Below are 22,570 nucleotides of genomic sequence, written 5' to 3'. Positions count from 1 at the left end.
CCCTGATCCGGCCCGGTCCAAGCGAGAGCCCCTGGCCCGCGGGCCTAGTTCGCGGCCTTGAGCGGCAGCAGCGCGCTGATCCGGAATCCGCCGCCCGGACGCGGTCCGGCGTCCAGTGTGCCGCCGACCATGCCGACCCGTTCGCGCATACCGATCATGCCGTGGCCCGCGCCGTCGGCGCCGCCGTCCTCGTACAGCTCGTGCGCCGCGCCCCGGCCGTCGTCCTCCACCAGCAGGCCGAGCCCGTCGTCGAAGTAGACCAGCCGCACACTGGCCCCGGCGTTCGGGCCGCCGTGCTTGCGCGTGTTGGTCAGGGCCTCCTGCACGATGCGGTACGCCGTCAGCTCCACTCCGCTGGGCAGCGAGCGCGGGGTGCCCTCGATCCTGAAGTCGACGGCCAGACCGGCCGCCCTGACCTGCTCGATCAGGTCCTCGATCTGCTCGACATCGGGCTGCGGGACGTACTCCCCCGTCTCCGGGGTGTCGCCCGTGCGCAGCACGCCCAGCAGCCGCCGCATCTCGGCGAGCGCCTGCCGGCCGGTGCCTGAGATGGTCTCCAGCGCCTGCCGTGCCTGGTCGGGGGCCGCATCCATCACGTAGGCGGCTCCGTCCGCCTGCACCACCATCACGGAGACGTTGTGCGCGACGACGTCATGGAGCTCGCGGGCGATACGGGCCCGCTCGGCCGCCACCGCCACCTTGGACTGGGCCTCGCGCTCCCGCTCCAGCCTGGCGGCACGCTCCTCGAGCTGGTCGAAGTAGGCCCGCCGGGTCCGCATCGAGTCGCCCAGCACCCAGGCCAGGACGAACGGCACCGTCATCACGATGACGACGAACCCCGACTCCACCCAGCTGCGCGGCACTTCCTGCCGCTCCGGCCAGCGGAGCTGCGAGAGACCCGCCGCGCACAGGCTGCAGACCAGGGCGAGCCGGGACGCCCAGCGTTCGCCGACGGTGGCCACGGTGAAGGTGATCACCAGCATCGCGAAGTTCGCGGCGGTCGGTCTGACCCCGAACACCAGCTGCGCCACGCCCGTCACGATGGCGAGCAGCAGCATCTTCTCGGGCGCGCGCCGCCGCAGCGCGACGACGGTGCAGAGTCCGATGACGATCGGCACTATGGCGATGCGCGCCGCGCGGCCGCCCTGGCCGACGCCGCCGACCACGATCGTCATGCCGGAGAGCCCGAGGAGGAAGACAGCCCAGAAGCTGTCGACGCCCGTCGGGTGTCTGCGGATGAAATCGTAGAGGCGCTGCACGTAACCCAGCGTAGGGAAAGGCAAAGGGTGCATGGGTCAGCCGAAGGGCCGATCCAGGTCCGGAGACCGTACTCCCCAAGGTGGAGACTTGGGAACGTGACGGATGAGTGGCGTGGGTGGCAGGAGGCGGCCGAGACCGCTTTGTACGGGGACGGGGGGTTCTACCGGAGCCCCGAGGGGCCCGCGGGACATTTCCGCACCTCGGTGCACGCCTCCCCGCTGTTCGCGGCAGCCGTGGCCCGGCTGCTGATCAGGACGGCCGCGGAACTGAGGACGTCGTGCGTCGACCTGGTGGATCTGGGGGCGGGGCGCGGCGAGCTGTTGACGGAGGTTCTCGCGGCGCTGCCTGCCGAGGGCGGCGACGGTCTCGCGGTACGGGCGTACGCCGTGGAGCTCGCCGCCCGTCCGCCCGGCCTGGACCCGCGGATCCAGTGGTGCGCAGGTTTGCCGCAGGGCGTGCGCGGGCTGCTGTTCGCCAACGAATGGCTGGACAACGTGCCGGTGCCGGTGGCCGAGACGGATGCGGACGGCACACGACGGTACGTCCTGGTGCGGCCGGCGGACGGCGCGGAGCGGCTCGGTGAACCGGTGAGCGGGGCCGACGCCCAATGGCTGCGCCGCTGGTGGCCGCCGGCCGGACCGGGCAGCAGGGCCGAGATCGGCCGCCCGCGCGACGAGGCGTGGGCGGGTGCGGTGGCCAGGCTGTCCGGCGGCCTCGCGGTGGCGGTGGACTACATGCACGTACGGGAGGAGCGGCCGCCGTTCGGCACGCTGACCGGGTTCCGGGCGGGGCGGGAGGTGCGACCCGTGCCGGACGGCAGCTGCGACCTCACCTCGCACGTGGCGCTGGACGCGTGCGCGGCGGCGGGCGGGCCGGGAGCGGAGATCCGTACCCAGCGCGAGGCGCTGCATGACCTGGGTGTCGTCGGCGGGCGCCCGCCGCTGTCCGTCGCGTCGAGCGACCCGGTCGGCTACGTACGGGCGCTGGCCGCGGCGGGCGAGGCGGCGGAGCTGACGGCCCGGGGCGGCCTGGGCGACTTCGGGTGGCTGACGCAGCGCGTGCCGAGCCCCTCCGGTGATTGAGGAGCGGGGTACGGGGGCAGCTCCCCGGGACCACGCGCCGCAGGCGATACTGTCCCGCATGACGGAGACGACAGTCGGCATCGGCGGCGCGGCGGAGAGCACGGACATGGTGCTCAACATCGGCCCCCAGCACCCCTCCACCCACGGCGTGCTCCGTCTGCGCATCGTCCTGGACGGCGAACGCATCCAGCACGCCGAACCGGTCATCGGTTACATGCACCGCGGCGCGGAGAAGCTCTTCGAGGCCCGCGACTACCGGCAGATCGTGATGCTCGCCAACCGCCACGACTGGCTGTCGGCGTTCTCCAACGAACTGGGCGTCGTGATGGCCGTCGAGCGGATGCTCGGCATGGAGGTGCCGGAGCGCGCGGTCTGGACGCGGACCCTGCTCGCCGAGCTGAACCGGGTCCTCAACCACCTGATGTTCCTCGGCTCGTACCCGCTGGAGCTCGGCGGGATCACGCCGGTCTTCTACGCGTTCCGGGAGCGCGAGGAGCTCCAGGCCGTGATGGAGGAGGTCTCCGGCGGCCGGATGCACTACATGTTCAACCGGGTCGGCGGCCTAAAGGAGGACCTCCCGGCGGGCTGGCTCGGCCGCGCCCGGGACGCCGTCGCCTCGGTCCGGTCCCGGATGGACGTCTACGACAAGCTGGTGCTCGGCAACGAGATCTTCCGGGGCCGTACCCGTGGGGTGGGGGTGCTGTCGGCCGAGGCCGTGCACGCCTACGGGGTGTCCGGGCCGATCGCCCGCGCCTCGGGCGTGGACTTCGACCTGCGGCGCGACGAGCCGTACCTCGCGTACGGGGAGCTCCAGGACACCCTGAAGGTCGTCACCCGTGCCGAGGGCGACTGCCTGGCCCGGTTCGAATGCCTGCTGGATCAGACGCACAACGCGCTGGACCTGGCGGACGCGTGCCTGGACCGGATGGCCGGCCTGGCGCCCGGACCGATCAACCAGCGGCTGCCCAAGGTCCTGAAGGCCCCCGAGGGCCACACCTATGCCTGGACCGAGAACCCTCTCGGCGTCAACGGCTACTACCTGGTGTCCAAGGGCGAGAAGACCCCGTACCGGCTGAAGCTCCGCTCCGCCTCGTTCAACAACATCCAGGCGCTCACCGAACTGCTGCCGGGCACGCTCGTCGCCGACATGGTGGCGATTCTCGGTTCGCTGTTCTTCGTCGTCGGCGACATCGACAAGTAGTCCTACGCCGTAGGCGACCTCGGCATGCAGTCCGTCGACGGCGGCCTCGGCGCGCAGTTCGACTACGGCAGCCTTGGCACCCGTTCGTCTGCGGCACCACCGACGGCGACCCCGGCACGCGCAGGCAGTCCACGGCGGCCCCGGCACGCAGTTCGTCGACGGGGCCATCGACATCGACCCGCAGTCCGCGCACGGCAGCATCGGCACGGAGTCGGAGACATCGGCATGTGGCCGGCGACAACGGCACGCCTGCGGCCGGCGCAGCAGGCCGCACGGCCCGCGCGCCCGCCCCGCTACGAGATCGCGCTGCGCAGCTGTGCCACGTCCAGTTGTTCGGTCTCGTCGTGCGCGGTCAGGTCGATGACCTTGCCGACGGCCCGGTTCTTGGCCGTGCCCGTGCGGTGCGCGGCCAGCGCCTCCTCGCCCACCACGTCGGCGAGGTCCTCGTTCTGCACGGACTCGATCGCGGCGTGCGCCTTCTGCGTACCGAAGAAGTCGAAGCTGCCCTGCGGCACCAGATGGCGTCGGGCCGCCGCGTACGGAACGACCGCGCTGGCGGCCGGCACCGGACGCGGGGCGGGCAGGGCCCGGTCCGGCCGGGTCGCCGGCAGGGCGGTCTGCGGGCGGCGGTGCTGCTCGGCGCCCGCCTGCCCGGCGGGAACCGGCGAGTCCGCGGCCGCCGCATGCTTCCCCCGCGGCTCCTCCGCTTCCCTGGCCCGCTCCGCGAGATCGCGCTTCCTGGCCTGCTCGGCGGTGCGCCGGGCCTCCTGGAGCGCTCCGTTGCGCGAGAGGTCGTCGAGAGCCTGGGCGGCTCGCAGATACGCGGACGGGGTGGGGGTGCTGCGCGCGGCGGGCAGTTCACGGGGCGGGGCGGAGGCCTCCAGCGCGAGCTGCCTGCGGCTCTCCAGCACACTGGCACGCTCGGTCTCCGCGTTGGCGTACCGCCGCAGCAGCGCGGCGTGCTCGCCCCGCAGCCCGGCGAGCTCCACGCGCTTGCGGCGCAGCTTCGTCTCCAGACGGGCGCGCAGCTCGCGCGACTCCTCCAGATCGGCTTCCAGCTCCGCCACGCGTTCCTCGGCGCGCCATTCGTCACTGACGCGGGCGCGCGTCAGCTCCGCGACGCGACGGCCCGCCTCCCGGTCCCAGCTGCGCATCAGATACGCGCCGGTAACGGCGGCGGCCGCCGCGGCGGCGACCAGTCCGCGCAGGACCAGGGGCTCGGCGAGCAGCCAGGCTCCCGCGGCACAGAGGGCCGCCGCTCCGGCGACGACCGAAGGCGGAAGGATTCTGTGCAGAGGTGGCGAATGGCGATGGCGTCCACGTGGCATGGCCTGAAATTTACCGTGCGTACGGTCTGCTTGGGGGGCCGCCCGGCAATCTGTTCCCCGCCAGTTACCTGACGGCCCCTGAATCGCTCATTTCGGCCTTGCTACTTCTTGATCAGACCTTTCGTCTCCAGGTATTCCTTGGCCACATCCGCAGGCTTGGCGCGCTCGGCGTCGACCTTGCGGTTCAGCTCCGCCAGATCCTGTGTGGTGAGCGCGTCGGTGAGCTTGCCGAGTGCGTCGGCGATGTCCTGGGCACCGGCGTCCTCGGCATTGAGGACGGGCAGCACGTTGTCCGCGTTCTGGAGCTTCTTGTCGTCCTCCAGGAAGACAAGCCCGAAGGTGTCCAGCACCGCGTCCGTGGTGGTGGTGAGGACCAGCTGGTCCTTGCCGTCCTTGACCGCCTGCTTGGACTGGGGGGTACCGACGCCCTTGGGGTCGATGCCGGTGACATCGATGCCGTACGTCTTCTTCAGCCCGGGTGCGCAGAAGGGCCGCACCTCGCACTCGTCACCCGCCGCGATCTTCACCTTGATCTTGGAGGCGCCGAGATCCGAAAGGGTCTTGAGCTTGTTCTTGTCGGCGAATTCCTTGGTGACCGCGAAGGCGTTCTGGTCGACGGCCGCACCGGCCGGCAGCACCTTCAGCCCGCGCGGGGTGGCGAGCTTCTCCAGGGCGGCGACCGTGGCCGCGGTGTCGCCCGAGGCGACCGGCTTCGACTCGGCCGCCTTCGCCCCGTTCACCTTGGCGTTGAGGAATTCCGCGATGGTGGCCGCGTATTCCGGTACGACGTCGATCTCGCCCTTCTCCAGCGACGGTTCGTAGAGTTCGCGGTTCTTCACGGTGGTGACCGAGGTGCTGTAGCCGGCGTCGGACAGCACGCCGGCGTACAGCTCCGCGAGCACCTTGGACTCGGTGAAGGCGGCGGCGCCGACGACCAGCGCGCCCTTCTTCCCCGAGCCCTTGTCCGCGGATGCCCCGGAACCGTCCTTGTCCTTCTCCAGGCTGTCGCCACCGCAGGCGGCGAGCGAGCCCGCGAGCGCCACGATGCCGATGACCGCGCCGGCCAGGCGCGAGGTCCTGCTCATACTGTTCTCCGTCCACGGCAACGAGGCCATATGCAATAAGCGTTATCGGTTGGGTGGGGCGGCCGGACCCTCATGCAGTCCGGCGGCGGCGCAGTGGTGACAGCAACCGGTCGACGCCGACCAGTGCCGTCTCCACCAGCAGTGCCAGTACGGCGACCAGCAGGGCCCCGGCGACCACCTGCGGGGTGTTGTACGTGTTGAAGCCGGCGGTGATGATCCGGCCGAGGCCGCCCTGGCCGACCATCGCGGCGATCGTCGCGGTGGCCACTACCTGCACCGCGGCCGAACGCAGACCGGTCATGATCATGGGGTAGGCCAGGGGGAGTTCGACGCGGAGGAAGAGCTGGCCGCCCGACATGCCCATTCCCCGAGCGGCCTCCGCCACCGAACGGTCCACCTCCGTCATCCCGACGTAGGCGTTGGTCAGCAGCGGCGGCACGGCGAAGAGCACCAGGGCGATGATCGTCGGTATGTATCCCGCGTTGCGCAGCGGCGACACCATGAAGAGGGCCAGCACCGCGAAGACCGGGATCGCCCGCCCCACGTTGGAGATGTTGACGGCGAGCGCACCGCCCTTCCCGATGTGTCCCAGATACAGGGCGATGGGCAGTGCGATGGCGATGGACAGGGCGAGCGCCACCCCGCTGACGTAGAGGTGCTCGCCGAGCCGGTGGGCCACCCCGCTCTCCCCCGACCAGTTGGCACCGGTGGTGAGCCAGGTCCAGGCCTCGCCGAGAACGCCCATGGCTCAGCCCGCCTTCGCCGGAACGGGCACGCCCACGGTGTCACGGGCGGCCGGTATCCGGGTCCAGGGGGTCAGCAGCCGCTGCACACCGAGCAGCAGCAGATCCGCGACCACCGCGAGCAGCACACAGAGCACCGAGGCCGCCAGCACCTGGGCCTTGAAGAAGCTCGGCAGCGCGTCCTCTATGAGATTGCCCAGACCGCCCCGGCCGACGATCGACCCGACCGTGGTCAGTGCGATCGTGGACACCGTGGCGATCCGTATCCCTGCCATCAACGCAGGCATCGCAAGAGGTAGTTCGACCTCCCACAGCAGCCTCACCGGCCCGTACCCCATCCCCCGGGCGGCTTCCTTCGCCTCCTGCGGAACCGCCTGGAGTCCCGCCAGGATGTTCCGCACGAGAATGGTCAGCGAATACAGCACGAGCCCGGTGACGACGAGCGCCGCGGAGAGCCCGAACAGTGGCAGCAGGAGCGAGAACATCGCGAGCGACGGCACCGTGTAGAGCACCGTCGTCAGACCGAGCACGGGTCCGGCGAAGTGGCGGCCCCGACGGGCGAGCAGCGCCAGCGGAAAGGCCACGGCGACCCCGATCGCCACCGAGACAGCGGTGATCCAGATGTGCTGGACCGTCGCATCGGTCAACTCCTGGCTGCGGGAACGGAGATACTCCCCGCAGATCCAGTCGTTCGTCACCAGGCAGTTCTGTCCGGCCATCCGCCCCCCACCTCCCGATCGCCTCTCGTACTGATGTCCGGCGAGCCTATCCTCGACCACTGACAATCGCCGAGGCCGTTGTATTCCAGCAACACGTCCTTCACAGAACACGCGCGACAATGGGGAACCATGATCCGTTTCGAGCACGTCACCAAGCGGTATGCGGACGGCACCACCGCCGTCGACGACCTTTCCTTCGAGGTCGCCGAAGGTGAACTGGTCACGCTCGTCGGACCGTCGGGCTGCGGCAAGACCACCACCATGAAGATGGTGAACCGGCTGATCGAACCGACCGAGGGCCGGATATTCCTCGACGGGGACGACGTATCCGCCATCGACCCCGTCCAACTGCGCCGGCGCATCGGCTATGTGATCCAGCAGGTCGGTCTGTTTCCGCACCGGACGGTGCTGGAGAACACCGCGACCGTCCCCCACCTCCTGGGCTGGAAACGCGGAAAGGGCCTCGCCCGAGCCGCGGAACTCCTCGACCTGGTCGGACTCGACCCTTCCGTTTATGGCGACCGATATCCGGAACAGCTGTCCGGAGGCCAGCGCCAACGCGTCGGCGTCGCCCGGGCATTGGCCGCCGACCCGCCGGTGCTGCTGATGGACGAACCTTTCGGCGCGGTCGACCCGGTGGTCAGGGAACGGCTGCAGAACGAATTCCTGCGCCTCCAGGCCCAGGTCCGCAAAACCGTGCTGTTCGTCACGCACGACATCGAGGAGGCCGTCCGGCTCGGCGACCGCATCGCCGTCTACGGGCAGGGCTCGATCGAGCAGTTCGACTCACCGGCCACCGTCCTCGGAGCCCCCGCCACGGACTACGTCGCCGACTTCGTCGGTGCTGACCGCGGGCTCAAACGGCTCTCGGTCACCCCCGTCGAGGAGGGCGACCTCGACCGTCCGCCGGTCGTCCACCTCGACGACCCGCTGGCCGAGGCGACCGAGCGGCTGCGCGCGGACGGCGCCCGGTGGGCGGTGGTGCTGGACGGCGACGGCCGGCTGCACGGCTGGATCCCGGCCGGTGACGCGCTCCCCGGGGGCGGGGGCACGGTGCGCGAGCACGCCCGCCGGATGGAGGCCTGGCTGCCCGTCGGCGCACCGCTCAAGCAGGCGTTCGCCACCATGCTCCAGCACGACGCCGGCTGGGTCGCGGTCGTCGACGCACAGAGCGAGGGCCGGTTCCTGGGCGTGCTCACCCCGTCCCGCCTGCACGAGGCGCTGCGGCGTTCCGTCAGCGCGGACGACCGGGCGGTCCCGCGCGCCGAGGTGGCCGTCGAGACCGTGGCGGGGGTCGCGAAGAGCGCGCGCGGCTGAAACCGCCGGGCCCGGCTCAGTTCTCGCTGAGCCGGCTGCTCATCCACTCCAGGGCGGCGGGGATCTCCCGCCGCCAGGTGTTGAAGTTGTGCCCCCCGCTGTCGAGCACGATCGACGAGACCTGGGCGGGCCGCTTCACCTTGGCCAGGAACTTCCGCGTGTCGGCGTAGTTCGACTCGCCCCGGCGGGACGTCGTCACCAGGAAGGACGAGTCGGGCTGCGGCCGGTGGTCCAGGGACCACAGCAGGTCGGCACGCTCGCGGGCCCGCCGGTCGCCATGGAACAGATCACCGGTCGTCGGGTCCTCGGCCGCCTTGTAGTACGCGGAGAGCCCCGCGCTCGCCGTGAAGCGTGCCGGATGGTGCAGGCCGATCTTCAAGGCGCAGTAGCCACCGGTCGAGTTGCCGATGATGCCCCAGTTGCGGGCATGCCGCCCGACCCGGTACGCGGCGGAGATCGCGGGCGGCAGGTCGTCCGCGAAGAACGTCTCGGTCTTCGGCCCGCCCTCTATGTCGACGCACTCGGTGTCCCGCGGCGGCGCCAGGGTCGGCCGCAGCATCACCAGGACCATCGGCTGCGAGCGGCCCGCCCGCACCCGTTCGAGTGATGTCTTGGGGTAGGCGAGCCCCTTGATGAGGTTCTCCGAGGTACCCGGGTAGCCGGTGAGCACCACGAGAGCGGGGAACTTCCGTCGGGCGTACGCCTCCTGGAAGTACTCCGGCGGCAGGTACACGTACGCCGAGGTCTCGATCCCCGAGCTCCGCCCGGCGATCACGACCTTGTCGATCCTCCCGGCGGCAGCGGGCCGGGAGCCCCCCGGCACGTCGGGCCGCTGCGTCCCCACCCGGACGATGTTCTTCTCCGCCAGGGTCCCCTGGGCGTGGTCGGTCACGACTCCCAGCTCCTGCTTCCGGCCGAACAGGTCGGCCCAGGAGCCGTAGAAGAGGAACGAGTTGTTGGCCATCAGACCGACGGAGACGAAGACCGCAACCTGGGTCGCCAGCAGCAGACCCACCCTGCCCAGCACCACGGAGACCCCGCGCCGGGCGAGCCTCGGCCAGAACCAGATCGTGGCGGCGAACAGCAGGGCGGCCAGCGCGATCGCCAGGATCAGCACTGCGTTGCCGGTAAGGCCCATGGCGGTAGAACTTTCTTGTCAGGAAATTTCCGGGCTGCGGGTGAACCCGCGGCCCGGAAGCCTCGTCCTAGAGGTCGCACATCGTCCGCAGGGCTCCGGCCGACGGACTCCAAGAATCTCTCGCGGAACCACGGGAAGCGATGTCTGTCACGCTAGATGGGGATAAATCGGGATCGGTTCCGAATGGTGTACGCAGGTTCGTACACGGACCGCGGCCCGAGACCGTGCCGACGCTCGTCGGCACCGCCTGCACCGCCGTCGGCCTGATCGACGTCGCCGCGGGTGTCTTCCCGCGCTTCCGGCACAGCCGGATGCACACCCTCGCCGAGGTGCTCCCCGGCGCTCTCGGGCCCTTCGCCGCCGCGCTCTCACTGAGCGCCGGCGTCCTTCTGCTGCTCCTGGCCCACGGCCTGAAGCGGCACAAGCGCCGGGCCTGGCGGGCCGCCGTCGTCCTGCTCCCGGCCGGTGCGGTGGCCCAGTTCGCCTACCGGCACTCGGTCCTGGGCGCCGTCGTCTCGCTGACGTTGTGTTACCTGCTGGTGCGCCACCGGAGTGAATTCGCCGCGCTCCCGGACCCGCGCAGCCGTTGGAGGGCACTGGCCAACTTCGTCCTGCTCGGCGCGGGGTCGCTCGGGCTCGGTCTGGTCATCGTCAGCGTCCACCCGGGCCGCCTGGTCGGTAACCCCAGCATCGCCGACCGGCTCCAGCACGTGCTGTACGGGCTGTTCGGCTTCGAGGGCCCGGTCGACTACGCCGGCGACACCTCCTGGACCGTGGCCTACTCGCTGGGCGCGCTCGGGCTGTTGACCGCCGTCACCACCATCTACCTCGCCTTCCGGCCCGAGCACCCGGCCGCCCGTCTCACCGAGCACGACGAGGCCCGGCTGCGCACCCTGCTGGAGCGGCACGGCGGCCGCGACTCACTGGGCCACTTCGCACTCCGCCGCGACAAGGCCGTGGTCTTCTCGCCGAGCGGCAAGGCCGCCGTCTGCTACCGCGTGGTGTCCGGGGTGATGCTGGCCAGCGGCGACCCGATCGGCGACGTGGAGGCCTGGCCCGGCGCCATCGAACGCTTCATGGACGAGGCCAGGGCGCACTCCTGGACCCCCGCCGTGATGGGCTGCAGCGAGACCGGCGGCGAGGTCTGGACCCGCGAGACCGGACTCGACGCCCTGGAACTGGGCGACGAGGCGGTGGTGGACGTCGCGGATTTCTCGCTCGCCGGACGCGCGATGCGCAATGTGCGCCAGATGGTGAAGCGCATTGAGCGCGGTGGATACGAGACGCGGGTCCGGCGCGTGGCCGACATCGGCGAGGCCGAACTGGCCCGCATCCGGCGGGCCGCCGCCGACTGGCGCGGCACGGACACCGAGCGCGGTTTCTCCATGGCGCTCGGCCGGATCGGCGACGGCGCCGACCGGGACTGCTTCGTCGCCACGGCCCACAAGGCGGACGAGCAGGACGCCCAGTCCCCGTACGGCGATCTGAAGGCCGTGCTCCACTTCGTCCCCTGGGGCACCGACGGGATGTCCCTCGACCTGATGCGCCGCGACCGCGCCGCGGACCCGGGGATGAACGAACTGCTGATCGTCGCCTCCCTGCAGGCCGCGCCCCGGCTCGGCATCACGCGTGTCTCGCTGAACTTCGCGATGTTCCGTTCCGCCCTGGCCCGCGGCGAGAAGCTGGGGGCCGGGCCGGTCCTGCGGGTCTGGCGCGGACTTCTGGTCTTCCTGTCGCGCTGGTTCCAGATCGAGTCCCTGTACAAGTTCAACGCCAAGTTCCGGCCCTCCTGGGAGCCCCGGTTCGTGGTCTACCGCACCGCCCGCGACCTGCCCCGGATCTCCCTCGCCGCCATGCAGGCCGAGGGATTCGTGAACTTCGCGCTCCCCCGCCCCCTGGCCCGCCGGCTGCCGGCCGGCGGGCGGCGCCCCTGTACGCATGTCCGGGCCCACGCGGGAGAGCACGGCGTCCGCCCGGCGTGACCTCGCTCCGTACGGGCCTAGGCTGGTCGTATGAGTACGTTGCATGGACGAGGCACGGTGCAGGGCCTGCCGGAGTGGGACCGCTGCGCGGTCATGGGTGTCGTCAACGTGACCCCGGACTCCTTCTCCGACGGGGGCCGCTGGTTCGACACCACGGCGGCCGTCAAGCACGGCCTCGACCTGGTCGGCGAGGGCGCCGACCTGGTCGACGTCGGCGGTGAGTCGACCCGCCCCGGCGCGAGCCGGGTGGACGAGTCCGAAGAGCTGCGGCGGGTGGTCCCGGTGGTCCGCGGCCTGGCCTCCGAAGGGGTCACGGTCTCCGTGGACACCATGCGGGCCAGGGTCGCCGAGCAGGCCGTCGCCGCGGGAGCGGTGCTGGTCAACGATGTGAGCGGCGGGCTCGCCGACCCGGACATGGTGCCGGTCGTCGCCGCCGCCTCGGTCCCGTTCGTCGTCATGCACTGGCGCGGTTTCAGCGAGTCCATGAACAGCAGGGCGGTCTACGCGGACGTCGTCACCGAGGTCGTCGAGGAGCTGGGCGTGCGGATGGACGCCGTGGTCGCCGGGGGTGTCGCCCCCGAACGGATCGTGATCGACCCGGGCCTCGGTTTCGCCAAGGACGCCGCACACGACCTGTCGCTCATCGCCCGGCTGGACGCCCTGCACGGCCTCGGCCGCCCCCTGCTGGTCGCCGCCTCGCGGAAGCGCTTCCTGGGGCACGTACTGGCAGCTGAGGGCTCCACCCCGCCCCCCGCCCGCGAGCGCGACGCGGCCACCGCCGCGATCTCCGCACTCTCCGCCCGGGCCGGCGCCTGGGCCGTCCGGGTCCACGAGGTACGGGCCACCGCCGACGCCGTCCGGGTCGCCCGCGCGGTCGAGGGAGCCGCGTGAACGAGCCGCAGGACGACCAGCCCTCCGCCGCCGACGACATCGAGGCGGTCGAGCGGGCCAACACCGCGTTCTACGAGGCCATGGAACGCGGCGACCTGGACGGGCTGACCGGGCTCTGGCTGCCCGGGGAGGACCTGACCGTCTCCTGCGTCCACCCCGGCTGGCCGGTACTCACCGGGCGGGGCGAGGTGCTGCGCAGTTACGCCCTGATCATGGCGAACACCGAGTACATCCAGTTCTTCCTGACCGACGTCGGGGTCTCCATGACGGGCGACACCGCCCTGGTGACCTGCACCGAGAACATCCTCAGCGGCGGTCCCGCCGAGGAGGGCAGCTCGCTGGGGCCTCTCGTCGGCCAACTGGTCGTCGCGACCAATGTGTTCCGCCGCACTCCGGACGGCTGGAAGCTCTGGTCCCATCACGGCTCCCCCGTACTGGCCGAAACCGGCGAGGAGGAGGACGAGGACTCCTCGTCCTGAGGGGGTACGACGCCGATGAGGGTCCGAAAGACAGCCCGGCGGGGTTGGGACCGGGCACATCGGGGTATCAGCGGCTACCAGCCCCGTACCGCCGTGTCCATAGCCCCCGCGGGGGAGGACTGTCGGCGCGCGCAGGTAGATTCGGAAATGGGTACGCGGCCGCCCGCACGTGGTTCCGTTCCCCTTCGACAACAACAGCAGGAGTGATTCGCGTGGATCGTGTCGCGCTGCGCGGCCTCAAGGCCCGTGGGCACCATGGCGTCTTTCCCCGGGAACGGGAAGAGGGACAGACGTTCATCGTGGACCTGGTGCTCGGCCTCGACACCCGCCCCGCGGCAGCCGCGGACGACCTCACGAAGACCGTGCACTACGGCGTGGTCGCCGAGGAGGTCGTCGCCGTGGTCCAGGGCGAACCGGTCGATCTGATCGAGACGCTCGCGGAGCGCATCGCCCAGCAGTGCCTCAAGCACGAAGGCGTCGAGGAGGTGGAGGTCGTGGTCCACAAGCCGGATGCGCCCATCACCGTCCCCTTCGACGACGTCACCGTCACCATCACCCGGAGCCGAGCATGACTGCATTTTCTACCGAGGGGCAGAGCGACCCGACCGTACAGCCGGTTCCCGCCTCCGTGGTCGAGCAGGTGGACGCCGCGGACATCACCCTCTCCAACCCGCAACGCGCCGTGATCTCCCTGGGCTCCAACCTGGGCAACCGCCTGGAGACCCTCCAGGGGGCCATCGACGCCCTGGAGGACACTCCGGGCCTCCGGGTCAAGGCGGTCTCCCCGGTGTACGAGACGGAGCCGTGGGGCGTCGACCCCGGCTCCCAGCCGTCGTACTTCAACGCGGTCGTCGTCGTGAAGACGACGCTTCCCCCGTCCTCCCTCCTGGAGCGCGGCCAGGCCATCGAAGAGGCCTTCGACCGGGTCCGTGAGGAGCGCTGGGGCCCGCGCACCATCGACGTGGACATCGTCGCGTACGCCGACGTCGTCTCCGACGACCCCGAGCTCACCCTCCCCCACCCCCGGGCCCGTGAGCGCGCCTTCGTGCTCGCCCCGTGGCACGACGTGGATCCCGAGGCCCAGCTGCCCGGCGCCGGCCCGGTCGCCGCTCTGCTGGCCGGTGTGGGCCGCGGCGGCGTACTGCCCCGGGCCGACCTGGAACTCCGGCTGCCCGAGTAGTCGTTAGGCTCGGAGAAGAAGGCGGGACATCCAAGCCAGGACATCCACGGCCAGGACACCCACAGGCGGCGAAGGGCGGCTCACCCGGTGAAGCAACTACGGCTCGGAGTACTGGCCGGCCTCTTCGCCGTCGCCGGGGTGCTGTCCTGGGGCGCGGCCCGCCTCTGGGACTCCCTCGGCACCCTGCCGGGCGTCCCGCTCTTCGCACCCGTCGTGCTCGCGGTGATCGCGGTGGTCCTGCTGGCGACGGCGCTCTCCATCCGCTCCCGGCTGCGCGCCCAGCGCGAGCGCCGGCCGGGCGCGAAGGGCGTCGAGCCCCTGATGGCGGCCCGTGCCGTGGTCTTCGGCCAGGCCAGCGCCCTCGTCGCCGCCCTGGTCTCCGGGATGTACGGCGGCACCGGCGTCTTCCTGCTCGGCTCCCTCGACATCCCGCCCCGCCGCGACCAGGCCATCTACGCGGGCCTCGCGGTCCTGGCCGGCTTCGCGGTGATCGCGGCGGCCCTGTTCCTGGAGCGCGTCTGCAAGCTTCCGGACGACGAGGACGACAACAAGAACGCGGCGGCGGCGTAGGGCGCCGCCCCCTCCGCCCCGCCCCGTTCCGGCCGGGGCGTCAGCGCGCCATGATCAGGCTCATGGCCTCGGCGCGCGTCGCGGGGTCGCGGAGCTGTCCGCGAACCGCCGAGGTCAGCGTCTTCGCCCCGGGCTTGCGGATCCCCCGCATCGACATGCACATGTGCTCGCACTCCACGACGACGACGACGCCGCGCGGCTCCAGAATCTCCATCAGGGACTCGGCGATCTGCGTGGTGAGCCGCTCCTGGACCTGCGGCCGCCGGGCGAAGACGTCCACCAGCCGGGCCAGCTTCGACAGCCCGGTGATCTTCCCGCTGGTCGCCGGGATGTACCCGACGTGCGCCACCCCGCGGAACGGCACCAGGTGGTGTTCACAGGTACTGAACACCTCGATGTCCTTGACCAGCACCATCTCGTCGTGACCCAGGTCGAACGTGGTCGTCAGGACGTCCTCGGGCTCCTGGTACAGGCCCGCGAATATCTCCTTGTACGCCCGTGCCACCCGCCCCGGCGTCTCCCGCAGTCCCTCCCGGTCCGGGTTCTCCCCGACAGCGAGGAGCAGCTCGCGTACGGCCGCCTCGGCGCGCTTCTCGTCGAACTCGCCGATCGGACCATGGCCGTCCAGCGTCACCGGGTCGGTCATCTGTGCCTCGTTCCTCTGAACTGTCTCTGCGTGCGCATTCGCGCAGGTGTACGGAAAAACCGCGCCCCCACAGGCTAAAACCTGGGGGGCGCGGCATCCATTCCGGGCCCGGCGAAGCCCCCGTGACGGGGACCACACCGGGGTCGGTGTCTAGCTCTCGGGACGCTCCTCGGGGATCGCCTCGGTCACCGGAACCGTGTCCGTGACCGAGCCGTTCGCCGTGGTGGCGCCGTTGGTGAGGGCGAGCTCCTTGGGGGAGAGCACCGGCGGCCGGGTGGACGGCGTGCGCCGGGCGGAGCCGGTCCACGCCGGACGGGCCGGACGCTTGACGATCGGAGCGAAGATCTCGGCGATCTCCGCCTTGCCAAGGGTCTCCTTCTCGAGGAGCTGGAGAACCAGGGCGTCCAGAACGTCGCGGTTCTCGACGAGGATCTCCCACGCGTCGTTGTGCGCGGTCTCGATGAGCTTCTTGACCTCTTCGTCGACCAGCGCGGCGACCTCTTCCGAGTAGTCGCGCTGATGGCCCATCTCGCGGCCCACGAAGGGCTCGGTGTTGTCTCCACCGAACTTGATCGCGCCGAGCCGCTCCGTCATGCCGTACTGCGTGACCATCGCGCGGGCCGTTGCGGTGGCCTTCTCGATGTCGTTCGCAGCGCCGGTCGTCGGGTCGTGGAAGACCAGCTCCTCGGCCGCGCGCCCGCCCAGCATGTAAGCCAGCTGGTCGAGCATCTCGTTGCGCGTCGTGGAGTACTTGTCCTCCTCCGGGAGCACCATCGTGTAACCGAGGGCGCGGCCGCGGGAGAGGATCGTGATCTTGTGGACCGGGTCCGCCTGAGGTGAGGCCGCCGCGACCAGGGCGTGTCCGCCCTCGTGGTACGCGGTGATCTTCTTCTCCTTCTCGGACATGATCCGGGTCCGCTTCTGCGGACCCGCCACGACGCGGTCGATGGCCTCGTCGAGCATGTTGTTGTCGATCAGCTTCAGATTGCCGCGCGCCGTGAGGAGCGCCGCCTCGTTCAGCACGTTCGACAGGTCGGCACCGGTGAAACCGGGCGTACGACGGGCAACGGCGCCGAGATCGACGTCCGGTGCGACCGGCTTGCCCTTCTGGTGGACCTTGAGGATCTCCAGACGGCCCAGCATGTCCGGCCGGTCGACCGCGATCTGCCGGTCGAAACGGCCCGGGCGCAGCAGCGCCGGGTCGAGGATGTCGGGCCGGTTCGTGGCGGCGATCAGGATGACGCCACCCTTCACGTCAAAGCCGTCCATCTCCACGAGCAGCTGGTTCAGCGTCTGCTCGCGCTCGTCGTGGCCGCCGCCCATACCGGCACCGCGGTGCCGGCCGACAGCGTCGATCTCGTCGACGAAGACGATCGCCGGGGCATTCGCCTTGGCCTGCTCGAAGAGGTCACGGACACGGGAGGCACCGACACCGACGAACATCTCGACGAAGTCGGAACCGGAGATCGAGTAGAACGGGACGCCCGCCTCGCCGGCGACGGCGCGTGCGAGCAGCGTCTTGCCCGTACCGGGAGGCCCGTAAAGCAGGACACCCTTGGGGATCTTGGCGCCGACGGCCTGGAACTTCGCCGGCTCCTGCAGGAACTCCTTGATCTCGTGGAGTTCCTCGACCGCCTCGTCCGAGCCCGCCACGTCGGCGAACGTCGTCTTGGGGGTGTCCTTGGTGATCAGCTTGGCCTTGGACTTGCCGAACTGCATGACCTTGGAGCCGCCACCCTGCATCTGGTTCATCAGAAACAGGAAGACGACCACGATGAGGACGAAGGGCAGCAGCGAGAAGAGGATCGAGACGAACGGGGACTGCTTCGACGGCGAGACGGTGTAACCGTTCTCGATGTCACCGCTCTCGAACTTCTTCTGCAACATGTCGGCGAGCTGTACGCCCTGGTTGCCGATGTAGCTCGCCTGGAACTTGCTGCCGGACTCGCCCGAGAGCTTCTGGTCCTTCTTCAGTTCGATCTTGATGATGTGATCGTCACCGGTGGTGAGCTTGGCCTCATCCACCTGGTTCTTACTGATCGCCTGGATCACCTTGCCGGTGTCCACCGTCTTGTAGCCGCCACCCGAGCCGACGACATTCATCAACACGACCACGGCGAGGACGGCCAGCACGATCCACATGACCGGCCCACGGAAGTATCGCTTCACGTCCATCCATACGGAGCGAAGACGCCCCGTCCCTCCTGCCCGTAGGTAAATGCTGCTGTGAGTAAAGACTGTTCTTCGGACGGTACCCCAGCATTGTCACCGACGACTGCCGGGGACGTCTGTCAAACCCGCCTTCGAAGGCTCAACGGCGGGAAATCGGTGAGGGTTCCCCGCAGCCGGGGCGGTTTCGCCCCTGCCGTCGTCAGCCGCCGTAGACGTGCGGGGCGAGGGTGCCGACGAAGGGGAGGTTGCGGTACTTCTCCGCGTAGTCGAGCCCGTAGCCGACGACGAACTCGTTGGGGATGTCGAAACCGACCCACTTGCAGTCGAGCGCGACCTTCGCCGCGTCCGGCTTGCGCAGCAGAGTGCAGATCTCCAGCGATGCGGGCTCGCGCGAGCCCAGGTTCGACATCAGCCAGGACAGCGTCAGGCCCGAGTCGATGATGTCCTCGACGATCAGGACGTGCTTGCCCTTGATGTCGGTGTCGAGGTCCTTGAGGATCCGGACGACACCGGAGGACTGGGTGCCCGCGCCGTACGAGGAGACTGCCATCCAGTCCATGGTGACGGGGGTGGACAGCGCGCGCGCCAGGTCCGCCATGACCATCACCGCGCCCTTGAGGACTCCGACGAGGAGCAGGTCCTTGCCCGCGTACTCCGCGTCGATCTTCGCGGCCAGCTCGACGAGCTTCGCGTCGATCTCTTCCTTGGTGAGGAGCACCGACTGAAGGTCGGTGCCCATGTCCTTCTCGTTCACCCGCGTCTCTTTCTTTGCCTGCCCGGTCCGGGATGGTGTCCCGGACCTGCGCGGCCGCTCGCCTGCATGTCAGCCGCTTGTGCGTCAGCTCTGCCGAATCACCAGTCTGCCACCCTGGCGCAGGGCTTCGACGCGGCCGGGGAGGTTGATGGCCTGCTGGCCCCGCCAGCCGGTGATGAGGCGGTCGACCTCCTCGATGTGCCGGGCGAAGAGGGAACCGGCCGGGGAGCCGGCCTCTATGGCCGCGCGGCGCAGGATGCGGCGGCGGACGGCGGGCGGCAGGGCGTGGAGTTTGGCGCACTCCAGCCGGCCCGCGTCGTCGCGTACATCACGTCCGGCCTCGGCGGCCCAGGTGTCCAGGGCGTCGGCGTCGTCGCGGGAGAGCTGCGCCGTACGGGCCAGCGCCTCGACGACTCCTTTGCCCAGCGCCTTCTCCAGGGCGGGCAGGCCCTCGTGGCGCAGCCGGGAACGGGTGTAGGCGGGGTCGATGTTGTGCGGGTCGTCCCAGACGGGCAGGGACTGGGCCAGGCAGGCCGTGCGGGCGGTCTGCCGGTCGAGCTGGAGGAAGGGACGGCGGTAGCGGCCGGCCGGCCCGGACGCTGCGGCCATGCCGGAGAGGGAGCGGATGCCGGAGCCGCGGGCGAGGCCCAGCAGCACCGTCTCCGCCTGGTCGTCACGGGTGTGGCCGAGCAGGACGGCAGCGGCGCCGTGTCGTTCGGCGGCGGCGTCCAGGGCCGCGTAGCGGGCGTCACGGGCGGCGGCCTCCGGACCGCCGTCGTGACCGACGCGCACGGCGACGGCCTCGACCGGGTCGAGATCCATGGCGGTGAGGCGGCCGACGACCTCGGTGGCGCGGATGTCGGAGCCGTTCTGGAGGCCGTGGTCGACGGTGATGCCGCCGGCCCGGACGGCGAGTTTCCGGGCCTCGAAGGCCAGTGCGGAGGCGAGCGCCATGGAATCGGCGCCGCCGGAGCATGCCACCAGCACCAGGGGGGTATCGGTGCGTTCGGGAAGTGCGGGGCGCCGCCCGCCCACCCCGGCCTCGGCGAGCTCGGGCTGCGGGGCGCGCCCGGTGCGTTCGGTCTGTTCGGCGAATTCGGTGAGTACGTCGTGGAGTACGCGGCGGACCGCCAGGCGTATCGCCGCGACCGCAGGATGGGGACCCATGTCCGGTGCCCTTCGTGAAGTTCTGGAGAGGTGCCTCCGAGTGCCGGCACGGAGAAAAGTGCCGTCACTCAGAGTGCGTCGATGGTGACAGAGCAATGCCGTTCATCGAGCATTGCACGCCTTCCCATGCCCCTACGGTCCCTCGGATGGGTGATTACCGGCGCGTTGCCCTCGGGTCCCCGCCCTCTGCGCGGGCCGTGATCATGAATCTGCCTTACGGTGCACCCGCGCGATCCACTCCTCGGGTTTGGCGATCTCCGCCTTGGTCGGGAGGGTGTTGGGCGAGGTCCAGACCCGGTTGAAACCGTCCATGCCGACCTCGTCGACCACCGCGCGTACGAACCGTTCGCCGTCGCGGTACTGACGCAGCTTGGCGTCGAGGCCGAGGAGCTTGCGCAGCGCCTGGTCGAGGCGGCTCGCGCCACGCGCCCTGCGCTGCTGGAACTTCTCCCGGATCTCGCCGACGGAGGACACCACCTCGGGGCCGACGCCGTCCATCACGTAGTCGGCGTGTCCCTCCAGCAGGGACATCACCGCGGTGAGCCGGCCGAGGATCTCGCGCTGGGCGGGTGTCTGGACGATCTCGACGAGGCTGCGACCGCCGTCCTCGCCCTCCTCGCCCTCGGGCCGGCCGCCGGCCAGCGACTGGGCGGCCTCGCGGAGCCGTTCGAGCACGGTCATCGGGTCGACGTCGGTCTCGTCGAGAAATGACTGGATCTCGCCCTGCAGATGGTCGCGGAGCCAGGGCACCGCGGTGAACTGCGTGCGGTGTGTCTCCTCGTGGAGGGCGACCCAGAGACGGAAGTCGTGCGGATCGACCTCCAGCTCCCGCTCGACGTGGACGATGTTCGGGGCGACGAGCAGGAGCCTGCCACCCCCGTCGGCCGAGGCCGGGAGCTCGCGGGTGGCGGGAGCGAACGTCTCGTACTGGCCGAGGACCCGTGAGGCCAGGAACGACAGCAGCATCCCCACTTCCACGCCGGTCACCTTGGAGCCGACCGCGCCGAGCACGGCCCCGCCCGCACCGCCGCCGCGCCGCTCCTCCATCTTCTCCAGGAGGGGGCGCAGCAGTTCGCGGAAGCCCGCGACGTTCGCCCTGATCCAGCCCGCCCGGTCCACCACCAGGACCGGGGTGTCCTCCGGTTCGGTCCCTTCCGGGATCATCCGGGTGAAGGAGCGGACGTGTTCCTCCGCCGCCTTGGCATGCCTGCGCAGCTCCGCGACGACCTCGCGGGCCTCCTCGCGGCTGATCTCGGGACCCGGCCGCACTAGCCGGGTCGCGGTCGCGACCGCGAGATTCCAGTCGACCATCCCGGCACCACCGATGCTCGTCATGCGTCAACCGTACGTGCTCTGCCCTTGATGCGGTGAGGTGTTGACCGGCTCAGCGCCGGCCGGCGGCCAGTGCGGTGGCGAGCGCGTCGAGAGCGGACTGGGCCTCGGACGGGGCGGTGGTGCCTGACGCGAGGAAGGCGAACGCGAGCAGCCGGCCGTGCGGGTCGACGACCGTGCCGGAGAGGCTGTTGACGCCGGTGAGCGTGCCGGTCTTGGCGCGGATCAGCCCGGTACCGCCGGTTTTCGTGGTGTAGCGGTCGCTGAGTGTGCCGCTGAAGCCCGCTACCGGCAGGCCGGTGAGGACGGGCCGCAGCTCCGGGTGTTCCTGGTCCGCCGCGCGGGCGAGAAGTCCGGCGAGCAGGGCGGCGGTGACCTTGTCCTTGCGGTCGAGCCCGCTGCCGTCGGCGACGACCACGCCCTTCAGCGGCAGGCCCAGCTTCTTCAGCTGCCCGGCGACGGCCCGTCGGCCGCCGCTGAAGTCGGCGGCTTCGCCCGCGGCGATCGCGGTCTGGCGGGCGAGTGCCTCGGCGATGTCGTTGTCGCTGTTGGTCAGCGCGCGCTCGACGAGGGCGGAGAGCGGGGCGGACAGGTGTGTGGCGAGGGGCCGGGACTTCGCGGCCGCCCTGGCGGGGGCGGCGCCGTCACCGGTGGCGATCCCGGCCTCGTCCAGCAGTTCGCCGAAGGCGTCGGCGGCGTCGCGGGCCGGGTCGTCGCTGCGCGGTGCGGGGCCGCTGGAGGTGTCGTCCAGCCGTCCCTCGTCGATCATCAGGGCGCTCACGGGGGCGATGTTCTCGTTGGGGCCGATCGGGTGGAGTGCGGGCCCGGAGTAGCCGGAGGTGTCGTACCGCAGCCGCACCGAGCGGACTCCGCCGTCCTTGAGGGCGCGGGCCGTGCCGGCGGCCAGGGAGCGCAGGGCCGCCCGGTCGAGGGTGGGGTCGCCGCCGCCGACCAGCGTCACGGTACGCAGATCGGCGGAGGCCCGGACGCTCGTGGGGATGCGGTGGGCCGGGCCCAGTGCGGTCAGCGCCGCGACCGTGGTGGCGATCTTGACGGTGGACGCGGGCGTCATGGGGACGTCGGCGCCCAGCCCGTAGAGCCGCTTGCCGGTGGCCGTGTCGATGACGACGGCGCTGCGCCGGGTGCCGAGTGCGGGGTCCTTCAGCAGCGGGCCCAGCACGGCGCGCAGTCCGGCCGCTGCTCCGTCCGGGGCGACGGCGGCGTCCGGCGCGGACCTGTCCGCGCCGGTACCGAGCGCCGCGAGGACGGCCGGGGCGCTGGGCGCCGGGGCCGGTCCGGAGGGGGCGGCGGGCTCGTGATGTGCGCCACCTGTACGGGCCCGGGCAGCCGCCCAGTCCTGCTCGGCCTTACGCTGACCCGAGTCCCAGGGACCGGCGGCGAAGGCGGCGCCGGCTGCGAGCGCCAGGCCCAGGACGGCGGAGACGGCCGTGAACTGCCGGTTACTCAGTCCACTGCGCATGCCCAGGCGGTCCGTGAGGGCCGTCCTGCTCATCGTGGAAAACG

General features: G+C 70.8%; 21 protein-coding genes. 9 read left to right on the top strand and 12 right to left on the bottom strand.

The window, feature by feature from the left end:
• Window positions 1-44: 44 nt before the first annotated feature.
• Window positions 45-1,259, bottom strand: a complete 1,215-nt coding sequence (locus ABZ434_RS10915) for a sensor histidine kinase (RefSeq protein WP_359134077.1) — start codon at window positions 1,257-1,259, stop codon at window positions 45-47.
• 96 nt (window positions 1,260-1,355) lie between these two features.
• Here ABZ434_RS10915 and ABZ434_RS10910 point away from each other — a divergent pair, with 96 nt between their 5' ends.
• Window positions 1,356-2,342, top strand: a complete 987-nt coding sequence (locus ABZ434_RS10910; protein ID WP_359134076.1) for an SAM-dependent methyltransferase — start codon at window positions 1,356-1,358, stop codon at window positions 2,340-2,342.
• Between the two features lie 58 nt (window positions 2,343-2,400).
• Entirely contained in the window at window positions 2,401-3,543 is a 1,143-nt protein-coding gene (locus tag ABZ434_RS10905) for an NADH-quinone oxidoreductase subunit D (RefSeq protein WP_359134074.1), read from the top strand.
• A 293-nt stretch (window positions 3,544-3,836) separates the two neighbouring features.
• Here the strand turns inward: ABZ434_RS10905 and ABZ434_RS10900 are convergent, their stop codons facing one another.
• From ABZ434_RS10900 to ABZ434_RS10885, 4 genes are all read right to left on the bottom strand, one after another.
• Window positions 3,837-4,871 (bottom strand): hypothetical protein, encoded by a 1,035-nt coding sequence (locus ABZ434_RS10900; RefSeq protein ID WP_359134072.1) that lies wholly within the window; start codon window positions 4,869-4,871, stop codon window positions 3,837-3,839.
• A 101-nt stretch (window positions 4,872-4,972) separates the two neighbouring features.
• A complete protein-coding gene (locus tag ABZ434_RS10895; protein WP_359134069.1) occupies window positions 4,973-5,956 on the bottom strand; it encodes an ABC transporter substrate-binding protein in 984 nt (327 codons plus the stop codon).
• A 70-nt stretch (window positions 5,957-6,026) separates the two neighbouring features.
• Window positions 6,027-6,701: an ABC transporter permease gene (locus tag ABZ434_RS10890; protein ID WP_359134067.1), complete on the bottom strand. Its 675-nt coding sequence runs from the start codon at window positions 6,699-6,701 to the stop codon at window positions 6,027-6,029.
• A 3-nt stretch (window positions 6,702-6,704) separates the two neighbouring features.
• Entirely contained in the window at window positions 6,705-7,418 is a 714-nt protein-coding gene (locus tag ABZ434_RS10885; protein WP_359134064.1) for an ABC transporter permease, read from the bottom strand.
• A gap of 129 nt (window positions 7,419-7,547) precedes the next feature.
• Here ABZ434_RS10885 and ABZ434_RS10880 point away from each other — a divergent pair, with 129 nt between their 5' ends.
• A complete protein-coding gene (locus tag ABZ434_RS10880; RefSeq protein ID WP_359134061.1) occupies window positions 7,548-8,735 on the top strand; it encodes a betaine/proline/choline family ABC transporter ATP-binding protein in 1,188 nt (395 codons plus the stop codon).
• Window positions 8,736-8,751: 16 nt separating this feature from the next.
• Here ABZ434_RS10880 and ABZ434_RS10875 read toward each other — a convergent pair whose 3' ends face one another.
• Window positions 8,752-9,873 carry an alpha/beta hydrolase-fold protein gene (locus ABZ434_RS10875; RefSeq protein WP_359134058.1) on the bottom strand — a complete coding sequence of 374 codons (1,122 nt, stop codon included), beginning with the start codon at window positions 9,871-9,873 and terminating at the stop codon, window positions 8,752-8,754.
• A 140-nt stretch (window positions 9,874-10,013) separates the two neighbouring features.
• On the opposite strand from ABZ434_RS10875, the gene ABZ434_RS10870 reads away from it, so the two are divergent.
• The 6 genes from ABZ434_RS10870 to ABZ434_RS10845 all read left to right on the top strand — a co-directional run bounded on the left by ABZ434_RS10870 (window position 10,014) and on the right by ABZ434_RS10845 (window position 14,975).
• On the top strand, window positions 10,014-11,855 hold the full coding sequence (locus ABZ434_RS10870; protein WP_359134055.1) for a phosphatidylglycerol lysyltransferase domain-containing protein: 1,842 nt from the start codon (window positions 10,014-10,016) through the stop codon (window positions 11,853-11,855).
• Window positions 11,856-11,948: 93 nt separating this feature from the next.
• Window positions 11,949-12,746: a dihydropteroate synthase gene (gene folP, locus ABZ434_RS10865; protein ID WP_359134193.1), complete on the top strand. Its 798-nt coding sequence runs from the start codon at window positions 11,949-11,951 to the stop codon at window positions 12,744-12,746.
• On the top strand, window positions 12,743-13,225 hold the full coding sequence (locus ABZ434_RS10860) for a nuclear transport factor 2 family protein (RefSeq protein ID WP_359134053.1): 483 nt from the start codon (window positions 12,743-12,745) through the stop codon (window positions 13,223-13,225). The genes folP and ABZ434_RS10860 overlap by 4 nt, the downstream gene beginning before the upstream one ends.
• Before the next feature lie 212 nt (window positions 13,226-13,437).
• On the top strand, window positions 13,438-13,797 hold the full coding sequence (folB, locus tag ABZ434_RS10855) for a dihydroneopterin aldolase (protein ID WP_326736961.1): 360 nt from the start codon (window positions 13,438-13,440) through the stop codon (window positions 13,795-13,797).
• On the top strand, window positions 13,794-14,405 hold the full coding sequence (gene folK, locus ABZ434_RS10850; RefSeq protein ID WP_359134050.1) for a 2-amino-4-hydroxy-6-hydroxymethyldihydropteridine diphosphokinase: 612 nt from the start codon (window positions 13,794-13,796) through the stop codon (window positions 14,403-14,405). The genes folB and folK overlap by 4 nt, the downstream gene beginning before the upstream one ends.
• A gap of 87 nt (window positions 14,406-14,492) precedes the next feature.
• On the top strand, window positions 14,493-14,975 hold the full coding sequence (locus ABZ434_RS10845; protein WP_359134047.1) for a DUF3180 domain-containing protein: 483 nt from the start codon (window positions 14,493-14,495) through the stop codon (window positions 14,973-14,975).
• 40 nt (window positions 14,976-15,015) lie between these two features.
• Here the strand turns inward: ABZ434_RS10845 and folE are convergent, their stop codons facing one another.
• From folE to dacB, 6 genes are all read right to left on the bottom strand, one after another.
• Window positions 15,016-15,621, bottom strand: a complete 606-nt coding sequence (folE, locus tag ABZ434_RS10840; RefSeq protein ID WP_359134043.1) for a GTP cyclohydrolase I FolE — start codon at window positions 15,619-15,621, stop codon at window positions 15,016-15,018.
• 150 nt (window positions 15,622-15,771) lie between these two features.
• A complete protein-coding gene (ftsH, locus tag ABZ434_RS10835; RefSeq protein WP_359134040.1) occupies window positions 15,772-17,796 on the bottom strand; it encodes an ATP-dependent zinc metalloprotease FtsH in 2,025 nt (674 codons plus the stop codon).
• A gap of 196 nt (window positions 17,797-17,992) precedes the next feature.
• Entirely contained in the window at window positions 17,993-18,532 is a 540-nt protein-coding gene (hpt, locus tag ABZ434_RS10830; protein ID WP_037777945.1) for a hypoxanthine phosphoribosyltransferase, read from the bottom strand.
• Between the two features lie 99 nt (window positions 18,533-18,631).
• On the bottom strand, window positions 18,632-19,714 hold the full coding sequence (gene tilS / locus ABZ434_RS10825; protein WP_359134038.1) for a tRNA lysidine(34) synthetase TilS: 1,083 nt from the start codon (window positions 19,712-19,714) through the stop codon (window positions 18,632-18,634).
• 201 nt (window positions 19,715-19,915) lie between these two features.
• Window positions 19,916-21,049, bottom strand: a complete 1,134-nt coding sequence (locus ABZ434_RS10820; RefSeq protein ID WP_359134037.1) for a zinc-dependent metalloprotease — start codon at window positions 21,047-21,049, stop codon at window positions 19,916-19,918.
• Window positions 21,050-21,098: 49 nt separating this feature from the next.
• The gene (gene dacB, locus ABZ434_RS10815) at window positions 21,099-22,559 is read right to left on the bottom strand and encodes a D-alanyl-D-alanine carboxypeptidase/D-alanyl-D-alanine-endopeptidase (protein WP_359134033.1); all 1,461 of its coding nucleotides are present in this window, start codon (window positions 22,557-22,559) and stop codon (window positions 21,099-21,101) included.
• Window positions 22,560-22,570: the final 11 nt, after the last annotated feature.

Origin of the sequence: Streptomyces sp. NPDC005761, assembly GCF_040630635.1 — a bacterium.
Taxonomy (GTDB): domain Bacteria; phylum Actinomycetota; class Actinomycetes; order Streptomycetales; family Streptomycetaceae; genus Streptomyces.
The sequence above is the reverse complement of the archived record's forward strand: the minus strand, read 5'-3'. Positions and strand labels throughout refer to the sequence as shown.